Source organism: Micromonospora sp. NPDC047548 (assembly GCF_040642975.1).
Lineage (GTDB): Bacteria > Actinomycetota > Actinomycetes > Mycobacteriales > Micromonosporaceae > Micromonospora.
The window spans coordinates 45,580-61,966 of sequence record NZ_JBEYTI010000005.1; the positions used below are offsets into that span (position 1 = coordinate 45,580).

12 protein-coding genes are annotated in these 16,387 nt (G+C 72.6%); 9 read left to right on the forward strand and 3 right to left on the reverse strand.

Features of this window, described 5'->3' with window-relative positions; translation table 11 throughout:
• Positions 1 to 24 precede the first annotated feature (24 nt).
• Positions 25 to 1,491 (reverse strand): CCA tRNA nucleotidyltransferase, encoded by a 1,467-nt coding sequence (locus ABZ807_RS06990; protein WP_357153813.1) that lies wholly within the window; start codon positions 1,489 to 1,491, stop codon positions 25 to 27.
• A gap of 126 nt (positions 1,492 to 1,617) precedes the next feature.
• Here ABZ807_RS06990 and murJ point away from each other — a divergent pair, with 126 nt between their 5' ends.
• The 7 genes from murJ (at position 1,618) to ABZ807_RS07025 (ending at position 10,127) form a co-directional block, all read left to right on the forward strand.
• Positions 1,618 to 3,363: a murein biosynthesis integral membrane protein MurJ gene (murJ, locus tag ABZ807_RS06995; RefSeq protein ID WP_357153815.1), complete on the forward strand. Its 1,746-nt coding sequence runs from the start codon at positions 1,618 to 1,620 to the stop codon at positions 3,361 to 3,363.
• 443 nt (positions 3,364 to 3,806) lie between these two features.
• The gene (locus tag ABZ807_RS07000; protein ID WP_357153817.1) at positions 3,807 to 5,417 is read left to right on the forward strand and encodes a protein kinase family protein; all 1,611 of its coding nucleotides are present in this window, start codon (positions 3,807 to 3,809) and stop codon (positions 5,415 to 5,417) included.
• A 43-nt stretch (positions 5,418 to 5,460) separates the two neighbouring features.
• Entirely contained in the window at positions 5,461 to 6,225 is a 765-nt protein-coding gene (sigM, locus tag ABZ807_RS07005) for an RNA polymerase sigma factor SigM (protein ID WP_357153819.1), read from the forward strand.
• Entirely contained in the window at positions 6,222 to 7,256 is a 1,035-nt protein-coding gene (locus ABZ807_RS07010; RefSeq protein ID WP_357153822.1) for a hypothetical protein, read from the forward strand. Before sigM ends, ABZ807_RS07010 begins: the two co-directional genes overlap by 4 nt.
• Before the next feature lie 193 nt (positions 7,257 to 7,449).
• Complete coding sequence (gene trxB, locus ABZ807_RS07015) at positions 7,450 to 8,403, forward strand: thioredoxin-disulfide reductase (RefSeq protein WP_357153823.1); 954 nt, start codon at positions 7,450 to 7,452, stop codon at positions 8,401 to 8,403.
• Between the two features lie 35 nt (positions 8,404 to 8,438).
• Positions 8,439 to 8,762: a thioredoxin gene (gene trxA, locus ABZ807_RS07020; protein ID WP_088959679.1), complete on the forward strand. Its 324-nt coding sequence runs from the start codon at positions 8,439 to 8,441 to the stop codon at positions 8,760 to 8,762.
• Between the two features lie 207 nt (positions 8,763 to 8,969).
• Entirely contained in the window at positions 8,970 to 10,127 is a 1,158-nt protein-coding gene (locus tag ABZ807_RS07025; RefSeq protein ID WP_357153825.1) for an N-acetylmuramoyl-L-alanine amidase, read from the forward strand.
• Between the two features lie 104 nt (positions 10,128 to 10,231).
• On the opposite strand, the gene ABZ807_RS07030 is transcribed toward ABZ807_RS07025, so the two are convergent.
• A complete protein-coding gene (locus ABZ807_RS07030; protein WP_357153828.1) occupies positions 10,232 to 10,897 on the reverse strand; it encodes a GNAT family N-acetyltransferase in 666 nt (221 codons plus the stop codon).
• A gap of 296 nt (positions 10,898 to 11,193) precedes the next feature.
• Between ABZ807_RS07030 and ABZ807_RS07035 the strand changes: the two genes are divergently transcribed.
• A complete protein-coding gene (locus ABZ807_RS07035; RefSeq protein ID WP_357153830.1) occupies positions 11,194 to 12,504 on the forward strand; it encodes a PLP-dependent aminotransferase family protein in 1,311 nt (436 codons plus the stop codon).
• Between the two features lie 37 nt (positions 12,505 to 12,541).
• Entirely contained in the window at positions 12,542 to 13,510 is a 969-nt protein-coding gene (locus tag ABZ807_RS07040) for a D-alanine--D-alanine ligase (protein ID WP_357153832.1), read from the forward strand.
• A 246-nt stretch (positions 13,511 to 13,756) separates the two neighbouring features.
• On the opposite strand, the gene ABZ807_RS07045 is transcribed toward ABZ807_RS07040, so the two are convergent.
• Entirely contained in the window at positions 13,757 to 14,638 is an 882-nt protein-coding gene (locus ABZ807_RS07045) for a hypothetical protein (protein WP_357153834.1), read from the reverse strand.
• Positions 14,639 to 16,387: the final 1,749 nt, after the last annotated feature.

Consider the following 16,387-nt stretch of genomic DNA (forward strand, 5'->3'; position numbering starts at 1 on the left):
CCCCGGTGGGCGGCGCCCCGGTCGTCAGCTCTGCTCGACGATGCCCTGCTCGCGGGCCCAGCGCAGCAGCTCCGCCTCGGCCTCGTCCCGCTCCAGCGGGCCGCGCTCCAGGCGCAGTTCCTTGAGGTGCTGCCAGGCCCGCCCGACCACCGGCCCCGGCGGTACGCCGAGCAGCTCCATGATCGCGTTGCCGTCCAGGTCGGGGCGGACCCGGGCGAGGTCCTCCTCGGCGGCGATCCGGGCGATCCGCTCCTCCAGCGCGTCGTAGTCGGCCGCGAGCTGGGCCGCCTTGCGCCGGTTGCGGGTGGTGCAGTCCGACCGGGTCAGCTTGTGCAGCCGGGCCAGCAGGTCACCGGCGTCGGTGACGTACCGGCGCACCGCCGAGTCGGTCCACTCGCCCCGGCCGTACCCGTAGAACCGCAGGTGGAGGGCGACCAGGGCGACCACCTGGGCGGTAACGTCCTTGGGGTAGCGCAGCGCCTTCATCCGGGCCTTGGTCAGCCGGGCGCCGACCACCTCGTGGTGGTGGAAGCTGACCCTGGCGTCCGGCCCGATTGACTTGGTGGCGGGCTTGCCCACGTCGTGCATGAGCGCGGCCATCCGGAGCACGAAGTCGCAGCCGTCGGTCTCGAAGGAGACCGCGTTGCTGACCACGGTGAGGGTGTGCTCGTAGACGTCCTTGTGCTGGGCGTGCTCGTCGATCGTCAGCTTGAGCCCGGTCAGCTCGGGCAGGAAGCGCTCGGCGAGCCCGGTGTCGACCAGCAGCCGCAGCCCGGTGATCGGGTCGGCGCCGCAGAGCAGCTTGGTGAACTCGTCCCGGATCCGCTCGGCGGTGATCCGGTCCAGGTCGGCGGCCATCCGGGTCATCGCCTCGTGCACGCCGGGGTGCACGGCGAAGCGCAGCTGCGCGGCGAAGCGGGCCGCCCGCAACATCCGCAGCGGGTCGTCGCGGAAGGACTCCTGCGGCGTGCCGGGGGTACGGATCACCTTGGCGGCGAGGTCGTCCAGGCCGCCGTACGGGTCGGTGAACCGATGGTCCGGGAGGCTGACCGCCATCGCGTTGATGGTGAAGTCCCGCCGCTTCAGGTCGTCGGCGAGGTTGGTCCCGTACTCGACGACCGGATTACGGCTGACCTGGTCGTACGCCTCGGCGCGGAAGGTCGTGATTTCCAGCCGGAGCCCGTCACGCTGGAGGCCGATGGTGCCGAACTCGCGCCCGGTCTCCCAGATCGACTCGGCCCAGCCCTTGATGATCCGCAGCGTCTGGTCGGGGTGGGCGTCGGTGCAGAAGTCCAGGTCGTTGCCGAGCCGGCCGAGCAGGGCGTCGCGGACGGAACCGCCCACCAGGTGCAGCTCGTGCCCGGCCTTGGCGAACCGGCGGCCCAGCTCGTCGGCGACCGGCGAGACGCGGAGCAGTTCGGCGACGGCGTTGCGCTGCGCGGCGGTGAGCTCGCGGCGGTCGGCGGCGTGGGATGCAGAGGCTTCGGACATGGGATCGCCAGCCTATCGGGCCGGGGCGGGATCTGATCCGGCGGGCGCGGGTAATGAGGACGGCGTTGACTAAGGTCTTGGGCGTGCGGGCCGTCCGGCTCCGACGTACCCCCCTGGAGGCTGGAGATGAGCGGCGGGCTCTACCGCAGCGCGAACGCCACGCCGGACGGCGCCATCCCGCCGACCGATGAGGCGACCTTCATCTCCGCCGAGCCGCTGAACCAGCCGGGGGCGGAGGCGGTCGCGCCGCCGCCGGAGGTGATCGCGGAGACCAGCGCCGCGGCGAACAGCGCGGTGATGGCCGTCGGCAGCCTGATCAGCCGGGGTACGGGCTTCCTGCGCACGTTGGCGTTGACCGCGGCCCTGGGCGGCGCGGCGGTCGGCGACGCTTACACCACGGCCCAGATCTTCCCGGGCATGGTCTACGAGTTCCTGCTCGGCGGCATCCTGACCAGTGTCCTCATCCCGGTGCTGGTCCGCCGCCGGAAGACCGACGACGACCAGGGCCAGGCGTACGCTCAGCGACTGCTCACCCTTGCGGTGATCGCGCTCGCCATCGCAGCCGTGCTCGCGGTGGCCATCGCGCCGGTACTGACCTGGCTGTACGCGAGCGACCAGCAGACCGGCGACTACCGCAACCTGGTCAACGCGCTGTCCCGGCTGATGCTGCCGATGATCTTCTTCACCGGCCTGAGCGCGCTCGTCAGCGCGGTCCTGAACACCCGCGGTCACTTCGCCGCCCCGATGTGGGCGCCGATCCTCAACAACCTCGTGGTGATCGCCACCGCCGGCCTGTACATCGCCATCTTCGGGGCGAAGATCATCGAGCCGGAGGAGATGACTCTCGGTCGGGTCCTGCTGATCGGCGGCGGCACCCTGCTCGGTGTCGCCGTCCAGGCCGCCGGGCTGCTGCCGGCGCTGCGTAAGGTCGGCTTCCGCTGGCGCTGGCGGTTCGACTTCGGCCTCCTGGGGCTGCGGGAACTCGGCCGCCTGGGCGTCTGGATGTTCTGCTACGTGGCGGTCAGCCAGATCGGCCTGATCGTGGTCTTCAACCTGCTCAGCCGGGCCAGCGGGTCGAAGGCGGCCGGTCCACTGATCTACAACAACGTCTTCCTGGTGCTGATGATGGCGCACGGCATCATTGCCGTCTCGATCATCACCGCGCTGATGCCCCGGATGAGTGCCGCCGCCGCCGACGGCAGGTACGCCGATCTCGCCGCCGACCTGTCCCGGGGCACCCGAACGGTCACCGCGGTGCTCGCCCCGATCGGCGTCTGTTACGCCGTGCTCGCCACCCCGATCGCGTTCGCCCTGTTCAAGCACGGCGCGTTCACCGAGCAGAACGCCCGGGACACCGTCCCGGTGCTGGCCGTCGCCGCGATCGCGCTGGTGCCGTTCGCGATCAGCCAGCTCTTCACCTTCGCCTTCTACGCGCTGCCCGACACCCGCACCCCGGCGCTGGTGAACATCCCGGTGGTGGCGCTGCGGGTCGCCGTGCAGATCGGGCTCTTCTCGGCCTTCGCGGCGAGCTTCGCCGCAGCGGGGATGATGCTCGGCAACGCCGTCTCCTACCTTGCCGCCACCGTCATCTCCGCGTGGCTGCTCCGGGGACGGGTCGGCCGGATCGGTCTCGGCGGCATCGTCCGGACCTTCGCCAAGGTGGCGGTGGCCGCCGCGGGCGCCACCGTGGTCGGCCTCCTCGTGGTGAAGCTGCTGCCCGGAGATGACGCGCCCACGCTGTTCCAGTCGGTGGTGCAGGCGGTGATCGGCGGGGCGGTGATCGTGCTGACCTATCTCGGGTTGGCCATGGTGCTGCGGATCGGCGAGATCACCGAGGTGGTCGGGATGGTCCGCCGCCGGCTCGGCCGGTGATCGGTCCCCGGGCCGCGACGGACCGCCCGGCACGGAGCGTGAACGAGGATCACCAACCTGGGGATGCGCCTGTGGATAACTCCGTGTTTCCCCGGCCAGCCACCGGATCAGCCTGTGGACAACCAACCGTACGGCTGAGCATGGAGGGCCATTCAGAGGGAACCTGAGCCGACGGCATCGGACCGCCACACCCGGGCCGGCCCCTGCTGCGACTACTTGCGGTCAACCTCTAGATTGGTTCGTACATGTGCCAGCAACGTGGCTGACAACGGTCGTAACCGGGCGAGGTCGTCCACTTCCGGCACGTCGCCGGGAACGGCGGGAAGATGACATGTCGGTATGACGGGCAGTCCGGGTAAGGTCGCTCTCGACGGACACGGCAGGTGGCCGACGTACGCGTCGACACGCCGGCCGGTTCCTTCGAAGGCAGAGCGGGAAGCCACATGCCCAGCAGCGCGGGTCCATCGATCGACACGATCACCGAGGGAGGACGGGTGACCCAGGTCGGCGAGGGTCAGGCGGCGGAGGAGACTGCTCCGCCGGTCATGACCTTCGGTGCTCCCACGGCCGGTGAGATCCTCGCCGAGCGGTACGAGCTGGTCAAGCACATCAACAACGACAGCGCCGGGCGGCTGGTCTGGCGGGGGGTCGACGTCGTGCTGCGCCGACCGGTCGCGGTCGTGCTGCGCTATCCCGGCGGCGACTCGGCCACCGAGATGCTCCAGGCCGCGGTGGCCGCGAGCCGGGTCATCCACCCCAACCTGGTCGGCGTCTACGACGCGATCGACGAGGACGAGCGGGCGTACGTCGTCCGTGAGTGGGTCGACGGCAACTCCCTGCGCGAGCTGGTCGCCGACGGGCCGCTGGACCCGGCCCGGGCCACGGCCATCGGCAACGCCGTCGCCAGCGCGCTGGCCGCCGTGCACGCCACCGGCATGGTGCATGGCAACGTGCACCCCGGCACCGTGATGATCAGCGAGGACGGCCGGGTGGTGCTGGCCGACGCGCGCACCGACGGCGCGGACAGCCAGGAGAACGACATCCGGGCGGTCGGCGGGATCCTCTACTTCGCCCTCACCGGGCACTGGCCACACGCCGAGGCCCCGCTGCGCGGCGCGACCGCCGGGCACGGCCGGGCCGCCATCCCGGACGCGGTCCGGGACGCCAGCGGCGCGATCGCCGCGCCCCGGCAGGTCCGGGCCGGTGTGCCGGCGTACCTCGACGACCTGACCATGGACCTGCTCGACGCCGAGATCGCCCCGCCCTCGACCGACGTGCTCGCCGCCGAGCTGGCCCGGCTCGACGTCCCGGCCGAGGACCACTTCCTCGACCAGACGGGCACGATCCGCTTCACCTCGGACCCGGGCGACGACCCGTCCCCGCTGGCCGCCGCAGGTGGGCGGAAGGTCGCCGTGGGCATCGCCGGCCTGCTGGCGGTCGCCCTGGTCGGGCTGCTCATCGGGATCAGCGCGCTGGGCGGCGACGACAAGACGCCCGAGACCAGGCCGGTCGCCCGACCGTCGAGCGGCGCCCCCTCCACCGACGCCGCCCCGCCCGGCCCCTCGGTGCGCAAGCTCAACATCGAGGACGTCCGGATCATCGACCCGGACAGCCGGGATCGCCAAGAGGTGCGCGACGCGGAGAAGGTGATCGACGGCGACGAGGACAAGGGCTGGGAGACCCAGACATACCGGAACAACGGCAAGTTCGGCGGCCTCAAGAAGGGCATGGGCATCTGGATCGACCTGGGCGCGCCGCACACCGTCAAGTCGGTGCAGGCGGTCCTCTCGTCGACCCGAGCCTCCGCCCAGCTCCTCGCCGGTGACGCCGACTTCCCGTCCAGCTCCGCAGGCGACAAGCAGCTGACGGCGGCCTACACGACCCGAATCGGGCAGCCGTTCGAGGAGCACGACGGCACCAAGATGACTTTCAACGGCTTCGACGCCGACAAGACCTACCGCTACCTGCTCTTCTGGATCTCGGAGCTGCCGGAGAAGGACGGTGGAGGCGGCTGGAAGCTCGGCGTCCAGGAAATCACGGTCCACGGGTCGTGAGCCGCCCGCCGCGAGCCCGGCACCGCACCCGACGGACGTGGTGATGGCCGGTCGCGGCGGGCGTACGCCCGATCCGGCGACCGGCGACGCGGTGCCGGTCGTACCGCCGCGCCCGGTCCCGCTCGCCGAGGCGACCGACGTCGAGCTGCTCCGGGCCCACGTCGCCGGTGACCGGGACGCCTTCACCGAGCTCTTCCACCGGCACCGCGACCGCCTCTGGGCGGTGGCCCTGCGTACGCTCGGCGACCGCGAGGAGGCCGCCGACGCCCTCCAGGACGCGCTGCTCTCCGCCCACCGGGCCGCCGCGCGGTTCCGCGGCGACTCGGCCGTGACCACCTGGCTGCACCGGATCGTGGTGAACGCCTGCCTGGACCGGATCCGACGCCGGCAGGCGCACCCGACCGTCCCGCTGCCCGACGGCACCCGCACCGACGAGGGTGGCTCCGGCGGAGCCGAGCCGGCCGCTCCAGCCCCCGACCACGACACCGCGCTGGTCGTCCGGCAAGCCCTGGCCACGTTGCCGGTCGAGCAGCGGGCCGCGCTCGTCCTGGTGGACGTGCAGGGCTACCCGGGCGCCGAGGTGGCCCGGATCCTCGGCGTTGCCGAGGGGACGGTGAAGAGCCGCTGCGCCCGCGGCCGGGCCCGGCTGGCCGTCCAGTTGGGGCACCTGCGGACCGGCTCCACCGACGTCGCGCCGGCCGTCGGCCGGGACGTGCCCGGCGTCACCGTCGGGAACCCGCGGGCGCCGGAGGGCGTCGGATCGGGGTCGGGGCACTCCCGGCGGGACGCCAACCAGGAGGACACGTGACAACCGGGGAGTTCAGCGGGGTCGATTACGACCTGCTCGCCGACTACCTCGGCGGGGTGCTGGACGACACCCCCGAGAAGGTGTCCGTCGCGCGGCTGGTCGAGGAGGATCCAGCCTGGGCCGAGGCGTACGCCGCCCTGGCGCCCGCCGTCGCCCAGGTCCGCGCCGACCTCGCCGGCTGGGCCGAGCCGGCCCCGCCGATGCCGCTTGCGCTCGTCGACCGGCTCACCGCCGCGCTGGCCGGCGCCGGGCCCGCCGCGGCCGACGCCCCGGCTGCCGGTGAGCACACCACGCCGGCCGGTGCCGTCACGCCAGCGGGTGCCGTCACGCCAGCGGGTGCCGTCACCCCGGCCGGCGGCCAGGGCACCCGGCAGCCGGTGCCGGCGCAGCCCCGGCCGGGTGCGGGGCGTACCGCCGGGGCCCGGCGGGGCGACGCGACCGGGCCCGGTCGGCAGCGCCGGCGCTGGGCGCGGCTCGCCGCTCCGGTGGCGCTCGCCGCGGCCTCGCTCGCGGCCGTAGGGCTCGGCGTCGACCACCTGCTCGACCGATCGGGGGTCGGCGGCGCGGCCGACACGACCGTCGCCGAGGGCCGGGGCGGCGCCCCCGCGGCGGCGCCGTTCCGGGTCGCCGGCGCGGCGCAGCGCAGCGGCACCGACTGGACGCCGCAGACGCTGGCCAGTGGTGCCGCGGCGACCGTGCTGCCCCGGGTGGCCACCGCCGGCCCAGGGTTCGCATCCAGCGGCGGGTCGACCGACGATGTCCCCACGAAGGGCCTGCGAGCGTCCGCCGGTGGGCTCGACCGGCTCGCCGCCCCGGGCGCGCTGGACGCCTGTCTCGGCGAGGTCTCCGCCGAGCACGGACAGGGGCCGATCACGGTGGAGCTGCTCGACTACGCCAGCTTCCAGGGGGAGCCGGCGCTGGTGCTCCGCTTTGTCGACCCGTCCGGCGGGCGCTGGGCCTGGGCGAGCGGCGCGGAGTGTGGCGTGCCGGGATCCGGCGCGGACACCCGCTACCAGGCGCGGGTAGGGTGAGGTCGCGGTCACCGGTCGTCCGGCGCCGCGTGACGTGACCCACCGGATGACCGGTTCGGGAATCCCCGGTTCATACGATGACGTTCTGCAAGTCAGTCGCCGGCGTCGCTGAGCCGTCGGCACTCGGATCGGCGTCCTCCCGGCGGCAGGTCAGCCGGGAACGGATGTCGAACACACACATCGGGAGACGGCAGTGGACGAGGTCCGCAACCTGATCATCATCGGCTCCGGGCCGGCCGGTTACACGGCGGCGGTCTACGCCGCTCGTGCCAACCTCAAGCCGCTCGTCATCGAAGGTGTGCAGTCCGGCGGCGCCCTGATGACGACCACCGAGGTGGAGAACTTCCCCGGCTTCGCGGACGGCATCCTCGGCCCCGAGCTGATGGACAACATGCGCAAGCAGGCCGAGCGGTTCGGCGCGGAGTTCCTCACCGACGACGTCACCCGGGTCGAGCTGAAGGACACCGGCATGATCGGGTCGGACGCGGTCAGCACCGTGTGGGTCGGTGAGACCGCCTACCGGGCCCGGGCCGTCATCCTCTCCACCGGCTCGGCCTGGCGTCCGCTGGGCGTGCCCGGCGAGCAGGAGTACCTGGGCCACGGCGTGTCGTCCTGCGCCACCTGCGACGGTTTCTTCTTCCGCGGCCAGCACATCGTCGTCGTCGGCGGTGGCGACTCCGCGATGGAGGAGGCGAGCTTCCTCACCCGGTTCGCCGACTCGGTCACCATCATCCACCGGCGCGACTCGTTCCGGGCCAGCAAGATCATGGCCGACCGCGCGCTCAGCAACGACAAGATCAAGGTTGAGTGGAACACCACCGTCGAGGAGATCATCGGCGACGACGGCAAGGTCAGCGGGGTGCGGGTCCGTGACGTGCACACCGGCGAGACCAAGGTGCTCGACGTGACCGGCGTCTTCGTGGCGATCGGCCACGACCCGCGCAGCGAGCTCTTCCGGGGGCAGGTGGAGCTGGACGACGAGGGGTACGTAAAGGTCCAGGCGCCGAGCACCCGGACCAGCGTGCCGGGTGTTTTCGCCGCCGGCGACGTGGTGGACCACACCTACCGGCAGGCCATCACGGCGGCCGGCACGGGCTGCGCCGCCGCCCTCGACGCCGAGCGCTTCATCGCCACGCTGCAGGGCTGAACGACAGAGAACCAAAGTCCCGGAGGAGGGTCATAGTGGGAGCAACAAAGGTCGTCACCGACGCGAACTTCGCCACTGACGTGCTGAAGTCCGACAAGCCGGTGCTCGTGGACTTCTGGGCCGAGTGGTGTGGGCCGTGCCGCAAGGTCTCCCCGCTGCTGGAGGAGATCGCGGGCGAGATGGGCGACCAGGTCACCATCGTCAAGCTCAACATCGACGAGAACCCGGAAACCGCCCGCGCCTACCGGGTGATGTCCGTGCCGACCCTCACCATCTTCAAGAACGGCGAGCCGGTGCAGTCGATCGCCGGCGCCAAGCCCAAGGGCGAGCTGGTCCGGCTGATCGAGTCGGCGCTCTGACGCTCGTAGCACCGGAACCCCCGTACCCTCCCCGGGTGCGGGGGTTCCGTCGTCCTGGGCCCTGAGCTGGGTGAACCACGGATGGCCGGGCACCGGTCACGGTACGCTCCGTAGGCATCCGCTAGGCGGAGAGCAAGCACTCCGTCGGAGTCCGGTCACGCGACCGTGGCACCCGGCCAGCCAGCATCCGTGCAGAGGGGGTCGTGCGTGCGTCCGATCCGACCCGGTGACCGTGGGCCCGCGGTGACGGAGATCCGCACGGTCCTGACCGGCCTCGACCTGCTCCCGCCTGCCACCGGCGACGAGTTCGACGTCGCCACCGAGCGCGCCGTCCGCGCCTTCCAGCAGTCCCGGGGGCTCAGCGTCGACGGGCGGGTGGGCGCGGAGACCTGGCGCGCCCTGGACGCCGCCCGCTGGCGGCTCGGCGCCCGCACCCTCTACCACGCCGTGCCCGAGCCCCTCTGCGGCGAGGACGTCCGGTCGCTCCAGGAACGGCTGCTCGAAATGGGGTACGACGTGGGCGGCGCCGACGCCATCTACGGCATCCGCACCTCGCGCGCGGTGGCCCAGTTCCAGCGCGAGGTGGGGCTGAAGCCGGACGGCTCCTGCGGCCCGCACACCATGGGCGCGCTGCGCCGGCTCGGTCGCAAGGTGGTCGGCGGCCGACCGCAGTGGCTGCGCGAGTCCGACGCGATCCGGCAGTCCGGGCCGGCCCTGGTGGGGCGGACGGTGGTGATCGACCCCGGCCACGGCGGCACCGACCCGGGTGTGGTGGTGCCCGACGGTCCGCTGTGCTGGACCGAGACGGAGCTGGTGCACGACCTGGCCAGCCGGCTGGAAGGGCGGCTGGCCGCCGCCGGCGTACGGGTGCAGCTGACCCGTGGCCCAGCGCCGGCGACCTGCCTACCGGACGTGGACCGGGCACAGCTGGCCAACTCCCTCGGCGCGGACGTGTTCATCTCGCTGCACACCGACGGGCACGTCAACCCCGAGGCCGAGGGAGTGGCCACCTACCACTACGGCACCGACAACGGCGTCACCTCAGCGACCGGGGAGCGGCTGGCCGGGCTGGTGCAGCGGGAGATTGTGGCGCGTACCGGGCTGCGGGACTGCCGTACCCACGCCAAGGCGTGGGACCTGCTGCGGCTGACCCGGATGCCGGCGGTACGCGTCGAGGTCGGCTACCTCACCTCCCCGCAGGACCGGGCCCGGCTGGTGGACCCCCGGTTCCGGGACCGGGTCGTCGAGGCGATCGTGGCCGCCGTACAGCGGATGTTCTTCCCGATCGAACGGGACGTGCCGACCGGCTCGATCGACGTCAGCGAACTGCGTGCAGTGGTGGCCGCGGGCGCGGTGGTGGACTGAGCCGCCATCCGGGGGGACACCCCCGGCCCCCGGCCCCCGGCCCCCGGCGTGCGCCTGAGCCTCAGCCGGCGTGCGTTCAGCCTCAGCCGGCGTGCGCCTGAGCCTCAGCCGGTGGTGGCGCGGGTGGCCGCGGCGGGGCGTACCGGGCGGAGCAGGGTCTCCGGGTTCATCGAGCCGAGCAGCTTCTCCAGCGCGTACTCGACGTCGGACTTCCAGCTCAGTGCGGTGCGCAGCTCCAGCCGCAGCCGGGGATAGCGCGGGTGCGGCCGGACGGTCTTGAAGCCCACCGAGAGGAAGAAGTCGGCCGGGGCGACGCAGGCCCGGGTCGCATCGTCACCGTCGCCGAACTTGGCGTCACCGAACGCCTCGATCGCCTTGATGCCGCGCTTGGTGAGGTCCCGGGCGACGCCCTGGACGAGCATCCGACCCAGCCCGCCACCGGCGAACGAGGGGACCACGTTGGCGGTCATCAGCAGCGCCGCGTCGGCGGACACCGGAGAGGTGGGGAAGGCCATCGAGCGGGGGACGTACGCCGGCGGGGCGTACATGACGAAGCCGGCGGGCATGCCGTCGACGTAGACCAGCTTGCCGCAGGAGCCCCATTCGAGCAGGGTCTGGGAGACCCATGCCTCCTTCTCCAGGCCGGGGTCGCCGGCCGCGCAGGCCCGGTCGGCGGAGACGGGGTCGAGCTCCCAGTAGACGCACTGCCGGCACGGACGGGGCAGGTCTTCCAAGGTGTCGAGGGTCAGACTGACCAGACGTCGCGACATTGGCGCATCCCCACAATAGGCTCCGAGGTGAAACCAGCGCGGAACGACGCCGCCGCCTTCCTGCCCCCCGACGAGCGATCGTACGCCGCCAGCCGACCGTACGGGAGGGGACGCGCGTACGACCACCCGATCCGGGGACGCCGGGCCCGGGATGTGGACGTACGCCACGTCAGCGGGTCCGGAGCTGCGGCCGCGGACTAGGATCGACCAACCGGCGTCCCGCGCCGCCATGGTCGCCGGCTCCGCGGGTACCACACGGGGCGGGAGCCCGACCGACACCCGATCGAGGTGATGTCATGACCGGCACGACGCTCGACGACTACACCGACCGGTACGCCCGGCGCGTCCGCGGGATGACCGCTTCGGAGATCCGGGCGCTCTTCGCGGTGGCCAGCCGCCCGGAGGTCGTCTCGCTCGCCGGTGGGGCCCCCTACATCGCCGCGCTGCCGCTCGACGCGGTCGGTGAGATGCTGGGCAGGCTCGGCTCCGAGCACGGTGCCACCACCCTTCAGTACGGCATCGGCCAGGGCACCCTGGAGCTGCGCGAGCGGATCTGCGAGGTGATGGCGCTCTCCGGCATCGACGCGTCCTGCGGCGCCTCCCCGGAGGACGTGGTGGTGACCGTCGGCGGCCAGCAGGCGCTCGACCTGGTGGCCCGGCTCTTCCTCGACCCGGGGGACGTGGTGCTCGCCGAGGGCCCGACGTACGTCGGCGCGCTCGGGGTGTTCCAGGCCGCCCAGGCCCAGGTGGCGCACGTGCCGATGGACGACGAGGGGCTGATTCCCGAGGCGTTGGAGGTGGCCATCGCCGACCTGGCCCGCGCCGGGCGACGGGTGAAGTTCCTCTACACCATCCCCACCTACCAGAACCCGACGGGCGTGACGCTGAGCGAGGAGCGCCGCGAGCGGGTGCTGGACATCTGCGAACGCGCCGGCCTGCTCGTGGTGGAGGACGACCCGTACGGTCAGCTCGGTTTCGAGGGGGAGGCGCCCGCGCCGCTGCGGGCCCGCCGCCGCGACGGGGTCTTCTACCTGAGCACCTTCTCCAAGACCTTCGCCCCAGGCCTGCGGGTCGGCTGGATCCTGGCCCCGCACGCGGTCCGCGACAAGCTGGTGATCGCCAGCGAGGCGCAGATCCTCTGCCCCAGCGGCTACGCCCAGGCCGCCGTGGCGACCTACCTGTCGACGATGCCGTGGCGGGAGCAGCTGAAGGTCTACCGGGAGGTCTACCGGGAGCGGCGGGACGCGATGCTCACCGCGCTGGAGGACCTGATGCCGGCCGGCACCACGTGGACCACCCCGGCCGGCGGTCTGTTCGTCTGGGCGAACCTGCCGGACGGGCTGGACGCCAAGGCGATGATGCCCCGCGCCATCGCCGCCCGGGTCGCCTACGTGCCGGGCACCGGCTTCTACGCGGACGGCTCCGGCACGGGCAACATGCGGCTCAACTTCTCGTTCCCGTCGCCTGAGCGCATCCGCGAGGGCGTCCGCCGGCTGGCCGGCGTGATGGAGCAGGACATCGCCATGCGCCGGGTCTTCGGCGCGGTGACCCCGGCCGGGCGCCGGCGGCAGGGCGGCGCGGACGCGCCGGGACCCGACTTGGCATGATTCCGGCATGGTCGTGACCTCTGCCGGGACATCCCCCGTGACCGCTCCCGCCGTCACCACCGACCTGCACGTCCTGGTGCTCGCCGGTGGCCTCTCCTACGAGCGGGACGTCTCGTTGCGTTCCGGCCGCCGGGTGCTCGACGCGCTGCGCGCCGTCGGGGTGGAGGCGGAGCTGCGGGACGCCGATGTGGCGCTGCTGCCCGCACTGGCCGCCGACCCGCCGGACGCGGTGGTGATCGCGCTGCACGGGGCGACCGGAGAGGACGGCTCGCTGCGCGGCGTGCTCGACCTCTGCGGCGTTCCGTATGTCGGCTGTGACGCCCGCGCCTCCCGGCTCGCCTGGGACAAGCCGTCGGCGAAGGCGGTGCTGCGGGAGAACGGCATCCCCACCCCCGACTGGGTGGCGCTGCCGCACGACCGCTTCTCCGAGCTGGGTGCGGTGGCGGTGCTCGACCGAATCGTGGACCGGTTGGGGCTGCCGCTGATGGTGAAACCGACCCAGGGCGGTTCGGGCCTGGGCGCCTCCGTGGTCCGGGACGCCGCGGCGCTCCCCGCCGCGATGGTCGGCTGCTTCGCGTACGACTCGACCGCGCTGGTCGAGCGGTACGTCCCCGGCATGGACGTGGCGGTCTCCGTGGTCGACCTCGGTGACGGCCCGCGCGCCCTGCCGCCGGTGGAAATCGTGCCGCGCAACGGCGTGTACGACTACGCGGCCCGCTACACCGCCGGGCGGACCACCTGGCACGCCCCGGCCCGGCTCGACAGCGCCGTCGCCGACACCGTCACCGAGGTGGCGCTGGCGGCGCACACCGCCCTGGGCCTGCGCGACCTGTCCCGGGTCGACCTGATCGTCGACGCCGACGGTCGACCGCACGTGCTGGAGGTCAACGTCTCGCCGGGCATGACCGAGACGTCACTGCTGCCGCTGGCGATCCAGGCGGCCGGGCTGGACTTCGGGCGGGTGCTGGGGTCGCTGGTCAGCCGCGCCGCCGCCCGGCGCGGCTGACAGCTTCCCCCGACAGAGCCGACGACGGCAGCCCGGCCGCTACCACGCCGGCCGGGTCTGATCTGGTCTCCACCCTGGGTGGGCGCCCGGGCGCTGAGGGGTTCGGGGACTGTTCCTCGTGGGCTGCCGGCAACCTGCGGCCACGTCCACACCCCGCCGCCGCTCGACAACCGTGCGCCTCGGCTGGCCGACGCGTCCGGCGACTGTGCTCGACCCGGCGGCTTGGCCGTCGGCCTCGTTCCGGCCTTACCTGGCGGGCTCGATCCCTCGGTGGGACTCCACGGCGGCCGGGTCGCCCGCGTCACTCCTGTCCTGGAAGTCGTCGTCCTCGGCGTAGTCGTTCACCCCGGCGTACCTCGTAACGCCGCCGACACCACCGTCGCCGGTCCCGTCGCGATCTTCGGTGTCGGCGGTGTCGCTCGCATCGTCCGCCGGCACGGGAATCTCCTCGTCCGACTCGATCACCGACACCGGTTCCTCCTCCACGACCTCCTCCTCCCGGGAGGCCTGCTCCTCCCGGGAGGCCTGCGCGGACAGGCTGGACGGTGCCTGCCACTGGATGCGCGGCGGCTCGGCCAGCGGGCGGCCACCGAACTCGGCGAGCCAGGCGGCCACCATGGCCAGGTTCTCCCGCCACTGCGACTCGGAGATGGGCGGGAGGATCGAGTCCCACAGCGACAGGAAGGTGCCCCGCAGCTGGAGCCGCCCGTACGGCCGGGCCAGGAACCACATGTGCAGGTGCGCCGACCCGTCGCCCCAGCGGTTGACGTGAACGCGAGCGACGCCGTCCAGCGACCGGATGGCGCGTTCCAGCCGCACCGTCATGACCCCGAGCTCGGCGGCGAGCAGGTTGGGAAGGTCTCCGAGGTCGAGGTGGGAGCGGGACTCCAGGATCAACACCATCGGCAGGCCGGTAGGGCGATCCATGGCGCGTACCCGCCACCGCTCGCCCACCCAGATGTAGGCGTCGTCGGGGGCGTTGCAGGCGGTGCATTCCCGGTGCCCTTCGCCCTTGCGGGGTGGTTCGACCGGGACCGGATCATCGAGGTCCTTGATGCGCAGATCGCCCTCGAAGGGGAAGGATGGCCACTGGGTGAAGTCCGGGACTGCGGGAGGGGTGTCGTGCACGAGGCTGACCCTAACCGAGTCGGAGACACCTGTCCCTACCCCAATGGTCGGCGATCGTGGGGACGTCTCGCGGGTCGAGGGTGCGCTCACCGAGGGCGCACGAAATCCACCGGAGAGCAGTTGTCCACAGGCTGGTGAGATCATCAGCACACCACGTCATCCACAGGCCAGCACACCGTCTGACAGCGTGTTTCACGTGAAACGGGGGCGCCTGTGGAAAACTGCTGTGGATAACCGACGACCTCCATCCACAAGTTGAGCCACAGGCGCGGCAGGCCCGTTTCTCCCAACGATCGAAGCGCCGGTTGGCTGCTGGCAGGGCCCTCGTTTTTCGGCCGGCCATCGCGGTCCCGGCCGCACCGAAGCCGACTCCGGCCGTCCCCGACGCCCTCATGCCCGACCCTCCAGGATTGACGCTGTGCCCTCTGCTGTCCCGGCTGGGCCATCCTCGGTGCCCGTCGTTCCGGTGCCATCACTCATGTCCGATCGGGGGCGGAGTGATCACGTAGATGTCGTGTGGGGTCGGGCGCTTGTTTCACGTGGAACGCCGCGAGCGGAATGATCCGCGTGGGCCACGGAATGGAGCCGACGGAATCTGAAGTCGCGTCATGAGTCGGCGTCGTAGGCCGGGTACCGGTGGCGGACGGCGGGTGGCGGACGGCGGGTGGCGGACGGCGGGTGGCGGGCAGCGGGGTGGCGGGCGGCGGGTGGCGGGTGGCGGACGGCGGGCAGCGGGTGGCGGGCAGCGGGTGGCGGACGGTGGGCGCAACGTCGGCGCCGGCCCGGGGCGGTCGGAACCGCCACAGGCCCGGTCGTGGGCGTGCGATGCGGCGCTGACATCAGGACCAGCCCTGGAGGCATCGCGCGGCGGGGCCTCGCACCACCCCACCAACGCGCTGGCCGGCCCTGTCCCCACCAACGACTGCAGGTCGTGCAGCCTCAGCCGTAGGTGTCGCGGGGGCCCCGGCCCCGGACCCACCGCGCCACTGCTCGACCTCGTTGCGCCAAGCGGGTGCAGTCGGGTTCGACCAGGGGGCTGCCCGGCGGCCGACCCCGGCGAGATGTCGGTGCCGATCCGCCGGCAGCTACTCAGCGACGGCAGCGGCAGTCGCTGCTCGGGGCCCGAGGACCACTTGGACCCGAGCCGGTGGCGCCACCGGTGGAATCAGGGCGGCAGGGAATCGTCCCCGCCCCGAACGCGCCCGAACAAGTCCTGCGGACTCGGCCCGAGTGCCCCGACGCGTCGGGGTCGCGGTCCGGCGCAGGGCGTCGGCGTAGGGCGTCGGGGCGGGCCCGGCCAGGTCGACGCCGGAGAAGGCCTGGGCACCCCGGCATGTCGTGAAGCTGGATTCCCGCGTCCCTCGTTTCACGTGAAACGAGGGACGTTCGGTCGCGGCGGCCGATGGAGCAGCGCAAGCCGTCGACGCAGCGCGCCCCTCCTTCCTGGAGGCAGCCCGGCAAGGCGCCTGCAATCGCCGTAGGCCGAAGAAGACGCCTGCCCGCCACCCGTGGGACCCTCCGGACTCTTCCATCCGCTCAGACGCCCACGTAGCGCCCGCAACAACTCGTCCGCCACGCCGCCGGCCTGAAATCGGACCCGCCGGCAGGGCTGCTTCCGCTTCACACCACCGGCGCCTCGGCGACGAGGCCGGCCGGATCGACCTACCGCGCGAGGGGTTGCTTCTGGTCGGGCGTACCACTGCACACCGTCAGCCGCACCTCCCGGGCACCCGTTTCACGTGAAACGGG

What these genes read in the sequence shown, in the direction of transcription:
- ABZ807_RS06990 (WP_357153813.1), bottom strand. Translation starts at nt 1,491, where the DNA reads ATGTCCGAAGCCTCTGCATCCCACGCCGCCGACCGCCGCGAGCTCACC.
- murJ (WP_357153815.1), top strand. Translation starts at nt 1,618, where the DNA reads ATGAGCGGCGGGCTCTACCGCAGCGCGAACGCCACGCCGGACGGCGCC.
- ABZ807_RS07000 (WP_357153817.1), top strand. Translation starts at nt 3,807, where the DNA reads ATGCCCAGCAGCGCGGGTCCATCGATCGACACGATCACCGAGGGAGGA.
- sigM (WP_357153819.1), top strand. Translation starts at nt 5,461, where the DNA reads ATGGCCGGTCGCGGCGGGCGTACGCCCGATCCGGCGACCGGCGACGCG.
- ABZ807_RS07030 (WP_357153828.1), bottom strand. Translation starts at nt 10,897, where the DNA reads ATGTCGCGACGTCTGGTCAGTCTGACCCTCGACACCTTGGAAGACCTG.
- ABZ807_RS07035 (WP_357153830.1), top strand. Translation starts at nt 11,194, where the DNA reads ATGACCGGCACGACGCTCGACGACTACACCGACCGGTACGCCCGGCGC.